Genomic DNA, 16,810 nt, shown 5'->3' with positions numbered 1-16,810 from the left:
AGGAATTGCTAACTGAAAACTACCATTGGCCGTAGAAATTTCCTTAAGCGAGTCTCCAGCGGAACCGTTTGTCGCCACTGTAATTTCTTACAGGTGACAACAAAACTCCTCTAACGCCAAATTGATCTTGCTGCAATAGCACCTCCCTGTAATTGGTAATTATGATTGCTACTACAGCCACGAACGAAACCCTCACTAAAAGTAGTAACTCAGAAGGAGCCTTGAAATGTTAGTTAAATTCAAATACGAAGGAACTACATTTGAATATAAAAACTTTGTCAGCGCTGCACTCCCCAGCGTGGGCGACACGGTTGCTGGGCATTGGAGCTCCTATGCCTGGAAGGTCGGAAGACGGGTATATGTATACAATTCCGACCCCACTTACGACTACATTGAAATAGATCTAGTTGATAAACGTGCCTCATAGCGCACTAACTAAAACCACTCAACCTGATTCCGCGAGACCTTACACTCGCGGAATCAATGTAAATATGCTGACGACAGAATCAGCCATCTCCACAATATACAATTCATTGCCTGACTGACGGCGCTTTCTGGTCTGCTACCTGAGAAAACGAAGCACCTTTGATCAAACTATTTCCATCCTTGTTTGGTATTGAAAAGTGCCAACGCAATCCAACCATTGCCTTAAGGAAAAACCGCTGGCGCTTCCAACCTCTGCCGATGCCCGTAACAAGTGACCCGATTGCGCCCGCTGGTCTTGGCCTCGTAAAGCGCCTGGTCGGCATCATTGAGCCAATGGGTCGCATCGCCATAAGTCGGGTTGAAGGCTGCCAGGCCAATGCTCAGGCTCACCTTCAGCGCCGGGTTCTGTTCATAGCTGAGCGTCGCAAAGCGCTCGCGCAACCCGTCCATGGCCTGTACAGCGTTGTGAAGCGTCAGGTCCGGCAGAATCACACAGAACTCGTCCCCGCCATAACGCCCGACCACATCGGCGGCGCGCAGGTTTTGCTTGAGCATCTTGCCAAGCTGGCGCAGCACGATGTCGCCGGCGACATGGCCATAGGTGTCATTGATGGCCTTGAAGTGATCGATGTCGATCAGCGCAAGCGCGCCGCGCCCTGCCCCGTCATTGGGGTGACGCAGGCAGCGCTGGAACTCCTCGTTGAGGCGATCTTTCCAGGCGCCATGGTTAAGCAACCCGGTCAGGCTGTCGGTGCGACTCAGGGCCAGCAACTCGCGCTTTTGCCGCCCCAGGGCGTAGGCCTGGCGAAAGCAGAACCAACCCAGCGCCATCGGATACAGGCACAGCAGGGGTAAACAGGCGTAGAGCTGCGCCGCACTGGTCATGGGCACGCTAGTCAGCGGAAAGATCATTTCGCCTACAAAAATGCCTGCCGCTTGGGCAATCGCCCCGACAAACAAGAAGCGCAGGCCGCCAATGGCAACATTGTTCATCGCCATCATCGCCAGCGTGACGGCAGCGGGCAGCGGGTTGAACTGCATCGCCGCGACCCAGAAACCGCCAAGCGCCGCATCGATCAATAAATTGAGGTGTTCGGCGTGGTATGGCACCGCGCATCGGCGGGCCCAGCAATAGGACAAGTGTGGCCAGAGCAGGCCGTTGAACAGCATGAAACCCCAGACCCACGGCGCCGGTTCGAGGGGAAGGACGGCAGCACTTACCAATACCAACCCCAGCGTCAAGCCCAGAGTGCGCGATATATACAGCCTCCTGGCGAGCGTCCGTCCCTTTTTTCCCGTTTTTTGCATAGAAGCCTCTGCACCGCGGGTTTCCCAAGTCATTGGGACGGGGGGGGGGTCACTTGGAGTCTATCAGGGCGGCATCAAATAGCCACCACTGAATGAGGGGGTATTTATTCTCTTTCGCATGCCCCGCCCCGCCGCAGATTCCGGCTTTACATGACTCATCCGTCCGCTGTCATGGTTGGTATCAAAGCAAAAGCGGTCATGTCATCGCGATGTGCTCGGGTTTCAGCTTCACTTAACAGTATCTGACCCGTCGGCTCAGGCTGGTCGATCACATTCTGTCCTGACCCAGGAGGGCAAAACATGTTGGTGTTGTGGGTAGTCCTTGCCGTGTTTATCGCTTGGAGCTGGTTGACGTATCCAGGTATCGGCCATGTGCTGTATGACATGGGCATGGCGCTGGAGGCACGTCTCTACCGGTTGCACAAGATCACCGTCCCCATCAGCGAGATGACCGTGTCGACCTGGCAAGGCGGGCCCTATGAAGCGTCCGGTAGCATCCTGATGCTGCATGGCTACAGCGCCGACAAGAACCTCTGGCTGCGCTTTGCCCGGCATTTTGTCGACGACTACCGGGTGGTGGTGCCCGACCTGGCCGGCCATGGCGAAACCGGCTTCAAGGCCGGCGGCGGCTATGACATCCCGACCCAGGCCCGGCGGGTCATCGAGTTGCTCGATGCCTGTGGCCTGGACAAGGTCCATGTGATCGGCAATTCCATGGGCGGCTACCTCGCCGCATGGCTGGCGGCCACGTCGCCCGAGCGCGTGCTGACCCTTGCGCTGATCGATCCGGCCGGCGTCACCGCGCCCCAGGCCAGCGACATGGAACGCCACCTGGCCGCCGGACATAACCCGTTCCTCGTCGACTCGCGGGACGATTTCGCGCCGTTCTACGCAATGACCATGGCCTCCCCGCCCTGGGTGCCCAGCGTGGTGCTGGCGGCAATGGCCGAACGTTACGAACAGCGCCGCGATGAACTGGCGGAGATCTTCGTCGACTTTCGCGCCAGCCCGCCGATGGAACCGCGCCTGGCCGACATTAGCGCTCCATCGCTGCTACTCTGGGGTCGCAAGGACCGGCTGATCGACGTCAGCAGCGTGCCGGTGTGGAGCAAGGGCATCGCCGACTTGCGGGTGGAAATCTGGGACGGTATCGGCCACATGCCGATGGTGGAACGACCGGGAAAAACCGCGGCGCTGTATCGGGAGTTTCTCAACGGGTTGAGGCAGTGACGGCGATGCAAAAATAACAAAATGAACCCCCATGTGGGAGCGAGCTTGCTCGCGATAGCGGTGACACATTCAACATGGATGCAAGCTGCCCCACCGCCATCGCGAGCAAGCTCGCTCCCACAGGGATTCGAGCCGACCCAGAGGTATCGACTTCATGAACATCCTCTACGACGAACACCTCGACGGCCCCTTGCCCAAGGTGGACAAACAGGCCCTGCTTCAAGCCTTGCAGGCACAGGTTCCAGACCTGGACATCCTGCACCTGGAAGAAGACCTCAAGCCCTACGAATGCGATGGCCTGTCGGCCTACCGCTCCACGCCGCTGCTGGTGGTCTTGCCCAGGCGCGTCGAGCAGGTGCAAGCGCTGCTCAAGCTCTGCCATGGGCAGAATGTGCCGGTGGTCGCCAGGGGTGCCGGGACCGGTTTGTCCGGCGGCGCCCTGCCCCTGGCAAGCGGCGTGTTGCTGGTGATGGCGCGGTTCAACCAGATCCTGCACATCGACCCCGACGCCCGCACCGCGCGGCTTCAGCCAGGGGTACGCAACCTGGCGATTTCCCAGGCGGCGGCACCGTTCGGGCTGTATTACGCGCCGGATCCCTCGTCGCAGATCGCCTGCTCCATCGGCGGCAATGTCGCGGAAAACGCCGGCGGCGTGCACTGCCTCAAGTATGGCCTGACGGTGCATAACCTGTTGAAGCTGGAAATCCTCACCGTCGAAGGCGAACGCCTGACCCTGGGCAGCGAAGCCCTGGATTCGCCGGGCCTGGACCTGCTGGCGCTGTTCACCGGTTCCGAAGGCTTGCTGGGGGTGATCACCGAAGTGACAGTCAAACTGCTGCCCAGGCCCCAGGTCGCCAAGGTGTTGCTGGCCAGTTTCGATTCGGTGGACAAGGCCGGGCGGGCGGTGGCCGACATCATCGCCGCCGGCATCATTCCCGGTGGCCTGGAAATGATGGACAACCTGGCGATCCGCGCCGCCGAGGACTTCATCCACGCCGGCTATCCGGTGGAGGCCGAAGCGATCCTGCTGTGTGAACTGGACGGGGTCGAGGCCGATGTCCATGACGATTGCGAACGGGTCCGCCAGGTGTTGGAGCAGGCCGGTGCCACCGAGGTGCGTCAGGCGCGGGACGAAGCCGAGCGGCTGCGCTTCTGGGCCGGGCGCAAGAACGCCTTCCCGGCGGTGGGCCGCCTGGCGCCGGATTATTACTGCATGGACGGCACCATCCCGCGACGCGCCTTGCCCGAGGTACTGCAGCGCATCGCCAGCCTCGGTGCCGAACATGGCCTGCGCGTCGCCAACGTCTTTCACGCCGGCGACGGCAACATGCACCCGCTGATCCTGTTCGATGCCAACCAGCCCGGCGAACTGGAGCGCGCCGAAACCCTGGGCGGAAAAATCCTCGAACTGTGTGTCCAGGTGGGCGGCAGCATCACTGGCGAACACGGTGTCGGCCGGGAAAAAATCAATCAGATGTGCACGCAATTCAACAGCAACGAACTGAACCTGTTCCACGCGGTAAAAGCAGCGTTCGATCCCAAAGGTCTGCTCAACCCCGGCAAGAACATCCCCACCCTGCACCGCTGCGCCGAATTCGGTGCCATGCACATCCATGGCGGGCAACTGCCGTTTCCTGAACTGGAGCGTTTCTGATGAGCCGCGAAGCCGACCAGGACGCCAGCGACCTGCTGCTCGCACAGGTCAATCGCGCACGGGCCGACGCCACGCCGCTGCGCATCCAGGGTTCGAACAGCAAGGCTTTCCTGGGGCGCGAAGTGGCCGGCGAAGTGCTGGACACCCGCGTGCATCGGGGCATCGTCCACTATGACCCCACCGAGTTGGTCGTCACGGCCCGGGCCGGCACCCCGCTGCGGGAACTGCTCGCAGCCCTCGACGCCGCTGGCCAGCGGCTGCCCTGCGAACCGCCGGCGTTCGGCGACGACGCCACGGTCGGCGGCATGGTCGCCGCCGGGCTGTCGGGGCCGCGTCGCCCGTGGGCCGGTTCGGTGCGCGACTTCGTCTTGGGCACGCGCCTGATCAGTGGCCACGGCACGTTGCTACGCTTCGGCGGCGAGGTGATGAAAAACGTCGCCGGCTACGACCTGTCGCGCCTGTTGGCTGGCAGCTTCGGTTGCCTGGGGGTGATCACCGAAGTCTCCTTGAAGGTCCTGCCCAAGCCCCGTCACAGCCTGAGTATCCGCCTGGAACTGGACAGCACCGAGGCCCTGGAAAAACTCGCCGAATGGGGCCGACAACCCTTGCCCATCAGCGCCGCCAGCCATGACGGCAACTGCCTGCACCTGCGCCTGGAGGGTGGCGAAGGCTCGGTCAGCGCCGCTCATCAGCGTTTCGGTGGCGAGGTGATCGACGATCAATACTGGACGGCACTCAACGAACATCAACTGGCCTTCTTCGATGAAGGCTTGCCGCTGTGGCGCCTGTCGTTACCCAACCATACCGGGCCGCTCACCCTGCCCGGCGCGCAACTGATCGACTGGGCCGGCGCTCAACGCTGGTTGAAGACCGAGGCCGACACGGTGCAGGCCCTGGCCCATGAAGTCGGCGGCCATGCCACCTGCTATCGTCAGGGTGCCAGCGACACACCGTTCCAGCCACTGGCCCCGGCACTGCTGCGCTATCACCGGCAACTCAAGGCCCAGCTCGATCCCCTGGGGCTGTTCAATCCTGGTCGAATGTACCCGGAGTTATAGTGTCCTGTGTCGCAAATGTGTTCCTTTTTGACGAGTGGCTGTTGTCGTCAGGCAAGGCGCCGCGACGAGTCATAGCCCGCTATGGCGAGGAGCGGCAACGCAGCATGACGACAACAGACGCCGTCAAAAAGAAACAGCATTTGTGATACAGGACACTACCTATGCAGACCCGTTTTAGCGACCAAGCCAGAAACCTGCCCCGCGCCGAAGAAGCCGAACGCATCCTGCGCAGTTGCGTGCATTGCGGCTTCTGCAATGCCACCTGTCCCACCTACCAATTGCTCGGCGATGAACTGGACGGCCCGCGCGGACGCATCTACCTGATCAAGCAGGTGCTTGAAGGCCAGCCGGCGACGGCCAGCACCCAACTGCACCTGGATCGCTGCCTGTCGTGTCGCAACTGCGAGACCACCTGCCCGTCCGGCGTGGATTATCACAACCTGCTGGACATCGGCCGGGCGGTGGTCGACCAAGCCGTGCCGCGACCCGCCAGCCAACGTGCACTGCGCCTGGGGCTGCGCAGCCTGGCCGCCAGTCCCGAGCGGTTCAAGACCCTGCTGCGCCTTGGGGCGATCTTCCGTCCGTTGCTGCCGGCGAACCTGAGCGCCAAGTTGCCCCACCCCTCCCCAGCCCACCGCGAACGTCCACCGGTCCGGCATCGGCGCACAGTGTTGATGCTCGAAGGCTGCGTGCAACCGGGCCTGTCGCCCAACACCAATACCTCGGCGGCACGGGTGCTGGATCGACTCGGCATCAGCGTGATCCCCTGTGCGCAGGCTGGCTGCTGCGGCGCGCTGGATTATCACCTCGACGCCCAGGCCACCGGGCTGGACCGCGCCCGACAGAACATCGACGCCTGGTGGCCGCACCTGGAAAACGGTGCCGAAGCCATCGTTCAGACGGCCAGCGGCTGCGGCGCATTCATCAAGGACTACGGGCACCTGCTGGAACATGATCCTGGCTATGCCGCCAAGGCCAAACAAGTCAGCGAACGGGCATTGGACCTGGTGCAAGTGCTTGGCAAGGAGCCGCTGGAACAGATCTGCGCGGCCAGGAACCAGCGCATTGCCGTGCATTGCCCCTGCACCTTGCAACACGCGCAGAAACTCGGCGGCAGCATCGAGGCGCTGCTGACGCGGCTGGGTTTCAACCTCACCGAGGTGCCCGACGGCCATTTGTGTTGCGGCTCGGCCGGCACCTATTCGCTGACCCAGCCTGCCCTGGCGCGGCAATTGCGCGACAACCGCCTCAATGCGCTGGAAAGCGGCCAACCGGAGCTGATCGTCACCGCCAACGTCGGCTGCCAGCACCACCTCGACGGTGCCGGTCGCACGCCCGTGCGGCACTGGATCGAGCTGGTGGATCAGTCCCTGGCAGAATGAAGTCCTGAAGATTCTTCGTTTGCCGGGGCCGGCGAAGGCTGCGATCTTTCGTCCAACTTTCCCACAGCCCTCGCCAGGAATTCTCACGATGAGCTTCGTCAGCCCCGACCTGATCCGCCAACGCTTCTCCAGGGCGATGTCCGACATGTACCGCGACGAGGTGCCGCTGTATGGCGCCCTGATGAAGCTGGTGGAGCACACCAACGCCCAAGTGCTGGCCGCAGACCCGGCCTTGGCCGCACACCTGCGCAGCACCGGCGAGCTCGAGCGCCTGGACCTGGAACGCCACGGTGCGATCCGCGTCGGCACCGCCGCCGAGCTGGCGACCCTGGGGCGTCTATTCGCGGTCATGGGCATGCAGCCGGTGGGCTACTACGACCTCACGCCAGCCGGGGTGCCGGTGCATTCCACCGCTTTCCGCGCCGTGCACGAAAGCGCGTTGCAGGTCAGCCCGTTCCGAGTGTTTACCTCGCTGCTGCGCCTGGAACTGATCGAGAACGCCGAGCTTCGGGCCTTTGCCGAGTCGGTGTTGGACAAACGCCGGATCTTTACCCCCCGCGCCCTTGAGCTCATTGACCTGGCCGAACGCCAGGGCGGCCTGACCGAGGCCCAGGCTGAGGACTTCGTCCTACAGGCCCTGGAAACCTTTCGCTGGCACCACAGCGCCACCGTCACCGCCGAACAGTACCGGCAACTGAGCGCCCAACATCGTCTGATCGCCGACGTGGTGGCGTTCAAGGGCCCGCACATCAATCACCTGACACCGCGCACCCTGGACATCGACATCGTCCAGGCCCGGATGCCGGCGCACGGCATTACTCCCAAGGCCGTGATCGAAGGCCCACCCCGCCGCCAATGCCAGATCCTGCTGCGCCAGACCAGTTTCAAGGCGCTCGACGAGCCCGTCGCCTTCACCGACCAGCCCCAGACCCAGACCCAAGGCAGCCACAGCGCCCGCTTCGGCGAAATCGAACAACGTGGCGCGGCCCTCACGCCCAAGGGCCGCGCGCTCTACGATCAATTGCTGAACGCCGCGCGCGACGCGCTGGGGGAGTTTCCCAACGAAGCCAACGCCGAACGCTACAACCGGTTGATGACCGAACACTTTGTTGAATTCCCTGACAACCACGACGAACTGCGCCGACAGGCATTGGCGTACTTCCGCTATTTCGTCACGCCCGAGGGCCTCGCCGCCAAGGGCACCCTCGAGCAAGCCGTCTCCCTGGAGCACTTGCTCGAGCAGCAATACCTGCGCGCCGAACCCTTGGTGTACGAGGACTTCCTGCCTGTCAGCGCCGCCGGCATCTTCCAGTCGAACCTCGGCGATGCCGCCCAGAGTCACTATGCCGGCCAGTCCAATCGCCAGGCCTTCGAAGAGGCGCTGGGGCGAGCGACCATCGATGAACTGGGGCTGTATGCCCAGACGCAACAGCGCTCCATCGATGAGTGCAGGGCTGCATTGGGCGTGTAGGAACAAGCTGAGGGATAAAACGGCAAGAAGCTGCATAACCGGCGTGCCGCACGGCGCGCCCTCATCGACCAAGCTGCCTGGCTATCGCGGCGTTCGGTCAAGCCGCGAGGAGCTGCAAGGCGCCGGGCAAACCTTTGTGCGCTTTCTTGCCTGCCTGGAAGGAATAACCGCCCAACAACGCATCAACTTATTGATATATATAGTTTTTTTAAAAATGGCATAGCTCTTGATAACCGTCAGGCCACCTCGGGGCGACTCCCGTCCCAGGTCCTATCGTTATCCAGGAAGGAGAGCATCCATTGGCAACTCCCGCATACATGTCCGTTGAGGGCTACAAACAAGGTCTGATCACTGCCGGTGCGTTTACCGCCGATTCAGTGGGCAACACCTACCAAGAGGGTCATGAAGACCAGGTCATGGTGCAAGCTTTCGAGCACCAAGTGACCATCCCTCGCGATCCCCAGTCCGGTCAGCCAACCAGCCAGCGCATACACAAACCCCTGATCATCACCAAGGTATTCGATAAAGCTTCGCCACTGCTGCAGGTCGCCCTAACGAGCGGCGAACGGCTGAAGGAGGTCAAGATCCAGTGGTACCGCACTTCGGCAGCAGGCACCCAGGAGCACTACTACACCACCACGTTGGAGGACGCGATCATCGTTGATATCAAGGACTACATGCGCAACTGCCAGGACCCAGAGAACGCACACTTCACCCATCTCGAAGACGTGCACTTCACATATCGCAAAATCACCTGGACCCACGAAGTCAGCGGCACCTCGGGCTCCGATGACTGGCGCTCACCGGTCGCTGGTTGAATCTGAGGCAGCCACTCACGCATCGGCCCGCTCTGCGGGTCGATGTGCCGTTGAAAATAATCGATAGTTGTTGATTCAGGGCGGTGTTCGCCCAGTGCGATGGCCTCGGCAATCCATGCACTGGTAAAGAGCCTGACACTGGGCGAACGGGCACAATAATAATCGAACTTTTAGAATATGTCCGTGAGCCTGTTTAAATAATTATTCATCGTTGCAACTATCGCGCTCAGGATCTGTAGGAGCTGTAGGAGCTGTCGAGTGCAACGAGGCTGCGATCTTTTGATCTTTCGCTTGAGATTCAAGTATCTGGGGAAAGATCGCAGCCTCGTTGCACTCGGCAGCTCCTACACAGCGTGCACACAACGCCTGCGTAGCCAGGGTTTGGGGGGCCTGCGTATAGCTGTACAAATAGTTATACAAAACATGGACAAGTAGACAAAGTTATCGACAAAACAAAATTAAACAGTCCTGAAAAACTCTTTTTTAATACCCGTCGACGTGACGTCATTCAGCCACGCCGACCGGTTTTCTGAGCATCGGTATCCCCTGCCTCAGGGTCGCCGTGCTGTTGTTTGCGCTTGGTCGGGTCATTGGGTCGCAAGGCATCGTTATCGCGTTCCACTTCACCGGGCAATGCCGGGGCGTCAGGGTTTTTCCGGGTTTGATCGGGACGGTGCTGCATGGCGAACTCCTTGAATCTTTCAGGCCTGAGGTCAGGGGTGAGGCGTCAGGCGTCGGGGTCGGCGACTTCTTCAGTGACATTGGCATCCGGGGAACGCTGGTGCAGTTGCTCGGCCTTGGTCTTCAAGGCCTGCCACTGCGCCAGGTCGATGGCGCCCTGACCGAACAAGTCATTGGCCACCCGCATCAGCTCGGTGAAGTGCGCATCGGGGGACTGCTGCCAGTAGGCCTTGTCGTCGAACAATCGCTGCCAATCGGCCAGCGACGGAAGTTTGAGGTCATCGCTCATGACGGGCTCCTGCGAGACATTCATAAGCTATGAGGGTCGACGTTCGCGGGGAGTTCCGGCGATTCTCAGTAGCCGGTCATTTCCAGGTAACCGGTGCCGCCCTGGCTACCACGCAGTTGCACCGGCCCTTCCCAATAGGGAATGCGCAGGTTCATCCAGGCGTTGGGGTTCAGCGCGTGGAGGGTGATGTCGAGTTGCTTGCTGGGGATCTTGATGGCCCAGCCAACCGGCATCGAGCGCCCGGCGACCTTGGCAGTGTCCTGGGGCACGAGGCTGATTTCCCCGGCGTGCAGGGTCTGCCCTTGGCCCTGCGCGTCGATCCAGGTACCTGTGAGGTACGGCGCGCCGTCCTTGTGGCGCATGCGGTAGAGCATCAGGTGCTCGCCGTTGTCCAGGTGCAGGGAAAACCAGTCCCAGCCGGTCTGGTTTGCGGTCAGGGGCTGGCTGCTCCATTCGCGGTCGAGCCAGGCCGGGCCACTGACCGCATAACGCTGACCATCGATTTCCAATTCACCGCTGGCCTGGAAGAACGGCTGGCTGTAGTAATACGACGCCTGCCCCTGTTCGGATTTCTGGCTGAAACCTTGATCGCCCTGCAACACCAGTGGCCGGCTCGACGTCAGCCGCAACGCATAGCTGAAGCGCGGGTCGCGCGCCTTCAATTGCATGTCCGCCAACGGCTCGGCCCCTGAAGCCTGGGTACTCAATTGCCAGTCGTCGATCCAGGCATTGAAGGGCACCGCCTGCACCCCGGCCTGCCCCACCCCGCCTCGTGCATATCGCTCGGCGGCATGGTGCACGGTGGCAGACGTGACCGCAGCGTGACCGAGCCAGATCGTCTGGTTACGCCAGCCGCTGGGCTGGGGCGCGGCATTCAAGGCGCTGCGAAACAGCGTCCATTGCACGCCGAACTCATGCCCCTGGGCATCCTTGAGATTGGCGGTGACGTACCACCACTCGATGCGAAAACCTTCATGAAGGCCATGGTCGGTGGGGAAACTGAACACCCGCCCAGGCACAACCGGCGTGAACGCGACAGCCTGGTCGCCGAGGCCGGCAAAGCCCTTTTGCGTTGGTGCTGAGTCATCGCAACCACTGAGCAATGCCAGCAGCAACACGCCAACTTTAATCTTCATGGGCAAAGGTCCTCAGCAAATCCGCCGGCTGGGTGCGGTACAACGCATATAACGGCCAGGCCGATGCCAGCAGCGTGGCGAGCATCGCCAGGGCCAGCAATTGCGCCAATTGCAACGGAAACACCCGCAACGGCAGGCGCCAACCGAAGGCCTGCACATTGATTACCGCGTCCAGGCACCAGGCCAGGGCGATGCCCAGCGGCAACGCCAGGACCAGGGTCAGCAACGCCAGCAGCCAGGTCTGGCCGAGGTTGAGCAGCATCAACTGCCGCCGCGTCACGCCCAGTGCCCACAGCGGTGCCAACTGGCCGAGGCGACTCTGGCTCTGGGTCAGCAGGCTGATGAACAACGCCACCCCGGCCACCGCCAGGGTCAGGCTGTTGAGGGCAGCGGTGGCGGCGAAGGTGCGTTCGAACACCTGGGTCGACCAGCCCTTGAGCCGGGCCTGGTCGACGATGCGGCTGTCATCCAGGCTGAACCGGCCTTGCAACGCTGTCAGTAGCGACGGGATGGCCGACGGCTCGATGCGCAGGTTGAAACGGTTCGGCGTCAGGTTCGGCCAGTGCGTCAGCAAGTGGTCGGCGTTGACCAGCACATGGCCCTTGGGATTGCCGTAGTCGGCGTAGATTCCGACGATGCGAAGTGCCCATGGGCCCTGCGGTGTCGGCAGGGTCAACTGATCGCCGATACTCACCTTGAGACGCCGGGCCAGTTGTTCGCTGAGCATGAGGGTATCGGCGGCGGCCAGTTGCTCCCACGGCTTGTCACCGGCCGACTCCAGCAGCGGCCAATGCTGTCGATAGTGGGGGTGATCGATGATGCCATGAATATCCGTCGGCCAGCCCTGCAACGGGACCGAGACCTGCCAGAGCGGAACGACAGCGGTGATCGCCGGTTGCTGCTTGAGCCAGGTGTGCAGTTCCTCCGCCTGGGCCGGGGTTTGCGGGTTGACGTACAGCTCGGCCGTCAGCCGTTGTTCAAGCCAGTTGCTGAAGGTCTGGCGGAAACCGGCCGTCATGCTCCCGGCGCCGATGTTCGCCGCCAGCGCCAGCAACAAGGCCATCAGCGCCAGGCTCAGCGTCGGCAATTGCTGGCGACAATCGGCGAGAAACCATTGCGCGAGCACCGAGCGGCTGCGGTGCAACAGCCGCTTCAGCGCGCTGTTGAGCAACACCGGCAAGGCCAGCGCCGCGCCCAGCAACAAGGCGGTCATCAGGACAAAACCGCTGGCCAGGCTATCGCCCCAGATCAACGCCGATGCAGCAATCAACGCCGCCACCGTCGCTACCCAACCCTGGCGTCGCAGCCATCGCCCATGGGCCTGATGCCAGGCCTGCGGATTGGCCAGCGCCAGCAAGGGCAGGCGCGCCGCCCGCAATAGGCTGTCGGCCCCCGCCAGCAGCGCACCGAGCAGGCTCAGGCCGACACCGCTGAACCACCACCATGGGCTGAGGTTCAAGTGCCCGGCCACTTCGGCGCCGTACAAACCCCGCAGGCTCGCCGCCACATCGGGCAACAACAGGCTCGCCAGCCAGTAGCCGCTGAGCACCCCGGCGATCCCGCCCAGCAAGGCCAACCCACCCAACTCAATCGTCAGGCTGGTGACCAGCACCCGCGCACTGACGCCGCAGGCGCGCAGGGTGCGCAACAGACTGCGGCGTTGTTCCAGGGCCAGGCCGATGGCCGCGTGAACGATGAACAGCCCCACCACGAAGGATAAAAACCCCAAGGCGTCGAGGTTCAGGTGAAAGCTTTCGGTCAGGCGCGACAGGTTGTTTTCTTCATCGGCGTGCTTGAGTAGCAGTCGACCGTTGAACGCTTCCGGCAACGCAGCGCTGAACGTGGCGGGCAACAACAGCCGCGACAGTTGCTCCGGCAATCCGAGTACCTGTTGGGCAAAACCGATGTCCATCAACAGCACGCCCGGCGCCATATCCTCCTGGACATGCAGCGGCGGCAGGGAACGTCCATCGACGGTGCGAGGCCGGTCGCCCTCGTTCAGCCCCAGGGCCTGCAAGGTCTGCGGGGCAATCCAGGTGCGACCGGGATCGGTAAAGAACGCCACCACCTCGCTCATTTCCCGCGCCTGCCCCGCCAGTGCTGCACCAGGTGGCAGTGACACCGGGTCGATGCCCATCAGTTGCAGGCGCTGATCCTCGCGGTCCTTGAGCATCACCCGCGCCTGCAACACCGGCGACACCGGCCAGCCCTGGCGCCGCAACTCGACAAACCATTGCTGCGTAAAAGTGCCGCCACCGGGTGCACTGAGGCTGGCCTGGGGTTCGCCGCCGATCAGTTGGCTGGCTCGGGCGTAGCTGTCCCGGGCCTGACTGTTCAGCGCCTGCACGCCGGTGAGCAGGCTGGTGGCCAGCCACAGGCCCGTCAGCACGCTGAAAAATTGCACCGGGTGTTGGCGCCAATGGCTGAGCAGGGCCTTGAGGGTCTGACGAAAAATCATCACCCCTGGGCCACCTGCGCCAATCGCCCGCCGTGCAACACCACGCGTTGGGCCAGGCGAGCCGCCACCCGTGGGCTGTGGGTCACCATCAACAGGCTGGTGGGGCTGCCATCCAGCAGTTCCAGCAGCAGTTGCAGCACTTCGTCACTTGTGGCCTCGTCGAGGCTGCCGGTGGGTTCATCGGCCAGCAACAAGGGCGGCCGCGAGGCCAACGCCCGCCCCAGCGCCACCCGTTGTTGCTGGCCGCCGGACAGTTGCTCGGGATAACGCCGCAGCAGCGCTGAAAGCCCGAGCCGCTGCACCAGATGGGCTTGCCAAGCTGCGTCATGACGGCCGCACAGACGCGCCTGGAACGCCAGGTTGTCCTCCACCGACAAGCTGCTGATGAGGTTGAACTGCTGGAACACCAGACCGATTTCCGTGCGTCGCCAATTCGCCAACTGGCTTTCACTCATGCCATCGAGTCGATACTCGCCGCTGCGAATGCTGCCGCGATCCACCTTGTCCAGCCCAGCGACCAGGTGCAGCAAGGTGCTCTTGCCACTGCCCGACTCCCCCATCAACGCCAGACTGCTGCCTGGCATCAGCGTCAGGTCGATGCCTTGCAGCACCGGCAATGGGCCTTGGGGCGTGGCGTAGCTTTTGAAAACATCGCGGACTTCAAGCATGAAAAGGCTCGATGGATGAACGTGGGGCTCAGGATAGCGGAGTTGAGGGACGGTCCCCACCCGGGATGAACCTGCCTGATACTCAGCAACCAGAATAGCTACGACGAGGTAGATGCCACAGAGCCTGGGTTTGCTCGTCGGGTTGGGGTGTATATCCGTTTCTGCGGTAACGGATATGTACTCAATCAATAACATCCTGACCGGCTACAAGCTCGCCCACCAAGAGCTCAGCGCCAATCAATGCCCCACCGCCATCTCAACCTGGCCGGACTGCGGTGTCACGATGTCGCCCAAGTCGATGTGTTTCCAAGCCGGTTTCGCCCCCAAGCGCGCATTGAAGCGGTAGTTGAAGGTGAAGTCGTCATCGGTCGGTTGATCCAGGGACTTGCCATAGATCGCTTCGACCCCAGCCGGCTCGTACCCCATCAACTGCAACAGCGTCGGGAAAATGTTGTAGTGGCTGGAGCGGTCTTTGTTCTGTGCCCAGGCTTGGCGCCAATCCAGGGCATGCAACTGCGAGCCCTGGATCACCACCAACGGCACCAACCCCTCCTCCGCCACCGGGTCACCGCCGCAATGGGTGTTGAGCCCGGGGTTGCCGCGCTCGTGCAGGTCCTGGCCGTGGTCGGAGGTGTAGATCAACACGGCATGGCTCAGGTCGGCCTGCTGGAAGATTCGCTTGAAGAACTCGCCGACGTTCCACAACAAGGTGTTCTGGTAAGCGTTGCGGTACAGCAACCAGTCATCTTTCTGACCATTGAAGCCGTCGCGGCTGCCGGTGTCGGCCACGTCCTGGAACTGTCCTCGTGGCAACGCCGGGCGGTAGGTCATGAAGTCGTCGGGGTATTTGTCGTGTACCGGGAAATGCGCCCCCACCTTGTTGATCACCACCAGTTCGGCCTGGTTGTCGCCCAGGAGCTCGATCAACTTCGCCGCCGCCGCCATGTCGCGGTCGCGCACGCTGGCCTGGTCGAATTGGACGAATTCGTCGATGTCCTGTTTTTCCAGTTCGGTCATCAGGTTCTGCAGGTAGCCGCCGGTGCGTTGGGCGTCGATATAGACGGTACGCAACCCGGCCTTCTTGGCGTACTGCCAGATCGACGGTCGGGTGCTGTTGATGCGCATGTAGTCGGTGCGCGTGCCGCCGTAGCGCAGGGTGACATTGGTGTCGGCGCTGCAATTGGCAATGGAGGCCGCATAACCGAAATTGAAAACATCCACGCCCTCGGGCGGCGTCTTCAGGCCAGTGTGTACGCCGAACGGCGTGTTGATATCCAGGTAATTGCCACCAACGCTTTCATCGATGATCAGCACGATATCCTGCTCGATCAAAGACGATCGTCGCGCCAGGTTGACCGGCTCCCGAGGGCCAATGGTGTTGTGCAAGGACTCGTAGGCAAACAGATTCAGATAGGCCAGCGGCGTGTACATCACGGGCAGGCCGCGCGCGCCCTCGCCCGCCCGCACGAACAACACACCACTGAGCAATAACACGCCCAGGACGGGTGCCGCCATTGGCAGATACCCGGACAGCCGCATCGACCTTCGAGGCTTGAGGGCGATGCCGAACAACAGCAGCAAGCCGCTGACCGCCGCGCTGATAATCACATCGCGGTACTGATAGGCCGCCTCCTGGATAAATCCCCCCGAGTACACCAGCGAAACGAACTGGCTATAGGTCAGGTAGCTGTCCGTGACCCGGGTGTACACCTCGAAAAACACCGCTGAAACAAACATCGCCAAGGCAAACACATGCCTCACCAGGGTCTGGCGTATGTAGGCGCTCATCCACAGCGCCAGCACCAGCACCGAGAACATGGCGCCGAACATCAAAGTTGCGACCCCAAGGCCCAACGCATTCAGACGGTCCAGGTAATAGTCGTACCCCTTGAGCAGGTACAGAACCAGCAGCAGTTCCTTGAGGTAGCGCGCCATGTTTTCCTCGACCGGATCGCCGTGTCAAAAGTGCTTCGTTCCTGCACGTTAGCAGCCGGCTCTCAAAGCGCAAGAAACCCCTCTCCCCAACCACGCGTCAAAAAAAAGTTACCCCAAAAATGACACGAAACCTCGTCACAAAATGTAAAAATCTATGGGCTACTACCGTTTATCGGTTTATCAAATTACCTAAACACCCAGTAAAACAGCCACTTTGCTAAGGCAGTCAATGACTTGATATCAAAACGCCCGATTTCACTTGAATTGCCAACACTGACAACTGTCATTTTGCTGAC

The 16,810-nt window shown here is 61.7% G+C and carries 13 protein-coding genes; 6 read left to right on the top strand and 7 right to left on the bottom strand.

The features are described 5' to 3' along the window. Positions 1–648 precede the first annotated feature (648 nt). Entirely contained in the window at positions 649–1,734 is a 1,086-nt protein-coding gene (locus tag AC09SL_RS17015; protein ID WP_058542956.1) for a diguanylate cyclase, read from the bottom strand. 300 nt (positions 1,735–2,034) lie between these two features. On the opposite strand from AC09SL_RS17015, the gene AC09SL_RS17010 reads away from it, so the two are divergent. The 6 genes from AC09SL_RS17010 to AC09SL_RS16985 all read left to right on the top strand — a co-directional run bounded on the left by AC09SL_RS17010 (position 2,035) and on the right by AC09SL_RS16985 (position 9,347). Then, on the top strand, positions 2,035–2,964 hold the full coding sequence (locus AC09SL_RS17010; protein ID WP_058542957.1) for an alpha/beta fold hydrolase: 930 nt from the start codon (positions 2,035–2,037) through the stop codon (positions 2,962–2,964). A 154-nt stretch (positions 2,965–3,118) separates the two neighbouring features. Then, positions 3,119–4,618: a glycolate oxidase subunit GlcD gene (glcD, locus tag AC09SL_RS17005; RefSeq protein WP_058542958.1), complete on the top strand. Its 1,500-nt coding sequence runs from the start codon at positions 3,119–3,121 to the stop codon at positions 4,616–4,618. Beyond that, a complete protein-coding gene (gene glcE / locus AC09SL_RS17000; protein WP_058542959.1) occupies positions 4,618–5,676 on the top strand; it encodes a glycolate oxidase subunit GlcE in 1,059 nt (352 codons plus the stop codon). Before glcD ends, glcE begins: the two co-directional genes overlap by 1 nt. A 161-nt stretch (positions 5,677–5,837) precedes the next feature. Then, positions 5,838–7,058 carry a glycolate oxidase subunit GlcF gene (glcF, locus tag AC09SL_RS16995; protein WP_058542960.1) on the top strand — a complete coding sequence of 407 codons (1,221 nt, stop codon included), beginning with the start codon at positions 5,838–5,840 and terminating at the stop codon, positions 7,056–7,058. 88 nt (positions 7,059–7,146) lie between these two features. Continuing rightward, positions 7,147–8,529, top strand: a complete 1,383-nt coding sequence (gene hglS, locus AC09SL_RS16990; RefSeq protein WP_058542961.1) for a 2-oxoadipate dioxygenase/decarboxylase HglS — start codon at positions 7,147–7,149, stop codon at positions 8,527–8,529. 299 nt (positions 8,530–8,828) lie between these two features. Next, positions 8,829–9,347, top strand: a complete 519-nt coding sequence (locus AC09SL_RS16985; protein WP_058542962.1) for an Hcp family type VI secretion system effector — start codon at positions 8,829–8,831, stop codon at positions 9,345–9,347. 508 nt (positions 9,348–9,855) lie between these two features. Here AC09SL_RS16985 and AC09SL_RS16980 read toward each other — a convergent pair. The 6 genes from AC09SL_RS16980 to AC09SL_RS16955 form a co-directional block, all read right to left on the bottom strand. After that, positions 9,856–10,029 (bottom strand): hypothetical protein, encoded by a 174-nt coding sequence (locus AC09SL_RS16980; RefSeq protein ID WP_165826012.1) that lies wholly within the window; start codon positions 10,027–10,029, stop codon positions 9,856–9,858. Between the two features lie 45 nt (positions 10,030–10,074). After that, positions 10,075–10,317 (bottom strand): hypothetical protein, encoded by a 243-nt coding sequence (locus AC09SL_RS16975; RefSeq protein ID WP_058542963.1) that lies wholly within the window; start codon positions 10,315–10,317, stop codon positions 10,075–10,077. A 65-nt stretch (positions 10,318–10,382) separates the two neighbouring features. After that, positions 10,383–11,453: a lipocalin-like domain-containing protein gene (locus tag AC09SL_RS16970; RefSeq protein ID WP_058542964.1), complete on the bottom strand. Its 1,071-nt coding sequence runs from the start codon at positions 11,451–11,453 to the stop codon at positions 10,383–10,385. Beyond that, positions 11,443–13,914, bottom strand: a complete 2,472-nt coding sequence (locus tag AC09SL_RS16965; RefSeq protein WP_058542965.1) for an ABC transporter permease — start codon at positions 13,912–13,914, stop codon at positions 11,443–11,445. The genes AC09SL_RS16970 and AC09SL_RS16965 overlap by 11 nt, the downstream gene beginning before the upstream one ends. Further along, a complete protein-coding gene (locus tag AC09SL_RS16960) occupies positions 13,911–14,579 on the bottom strand; it encodes an ABC transporter ATP-binding protein (RefSeq protein WP_058542966.1) in 669 nt (222 codons plus the stop codon). Before AC09SL_RS16960 ends, AC09SL_RS16965 begins: the two co-directional genes overlap by 4 nt. A gap of 237 nt (positions 14,580–14,816) precedes the next feature. Further along, positions 14,817–16,514 (bottom strand): sulfatase-like hydrolase/transferase, encoded by a 1,698-nt coding sequence (locus tag AC09SL_RS16955; RefSeq protein ID WP_058542967.1) that lies wholly within the window; start codon positions 16,512–16,514, stop codon positions 14,817–14,819. Between the last annotated feature and the right edge of the window lie 296 nt (positions 16,515–16,810).

It is taken from the genome of Pseudomonas sp. PF05 (assembly GCF_056521845.1).
Note: the sequence above shows the minus strand (reverse complement) of the source record. Positions and strands in the feature narration are given on the sequence as shown.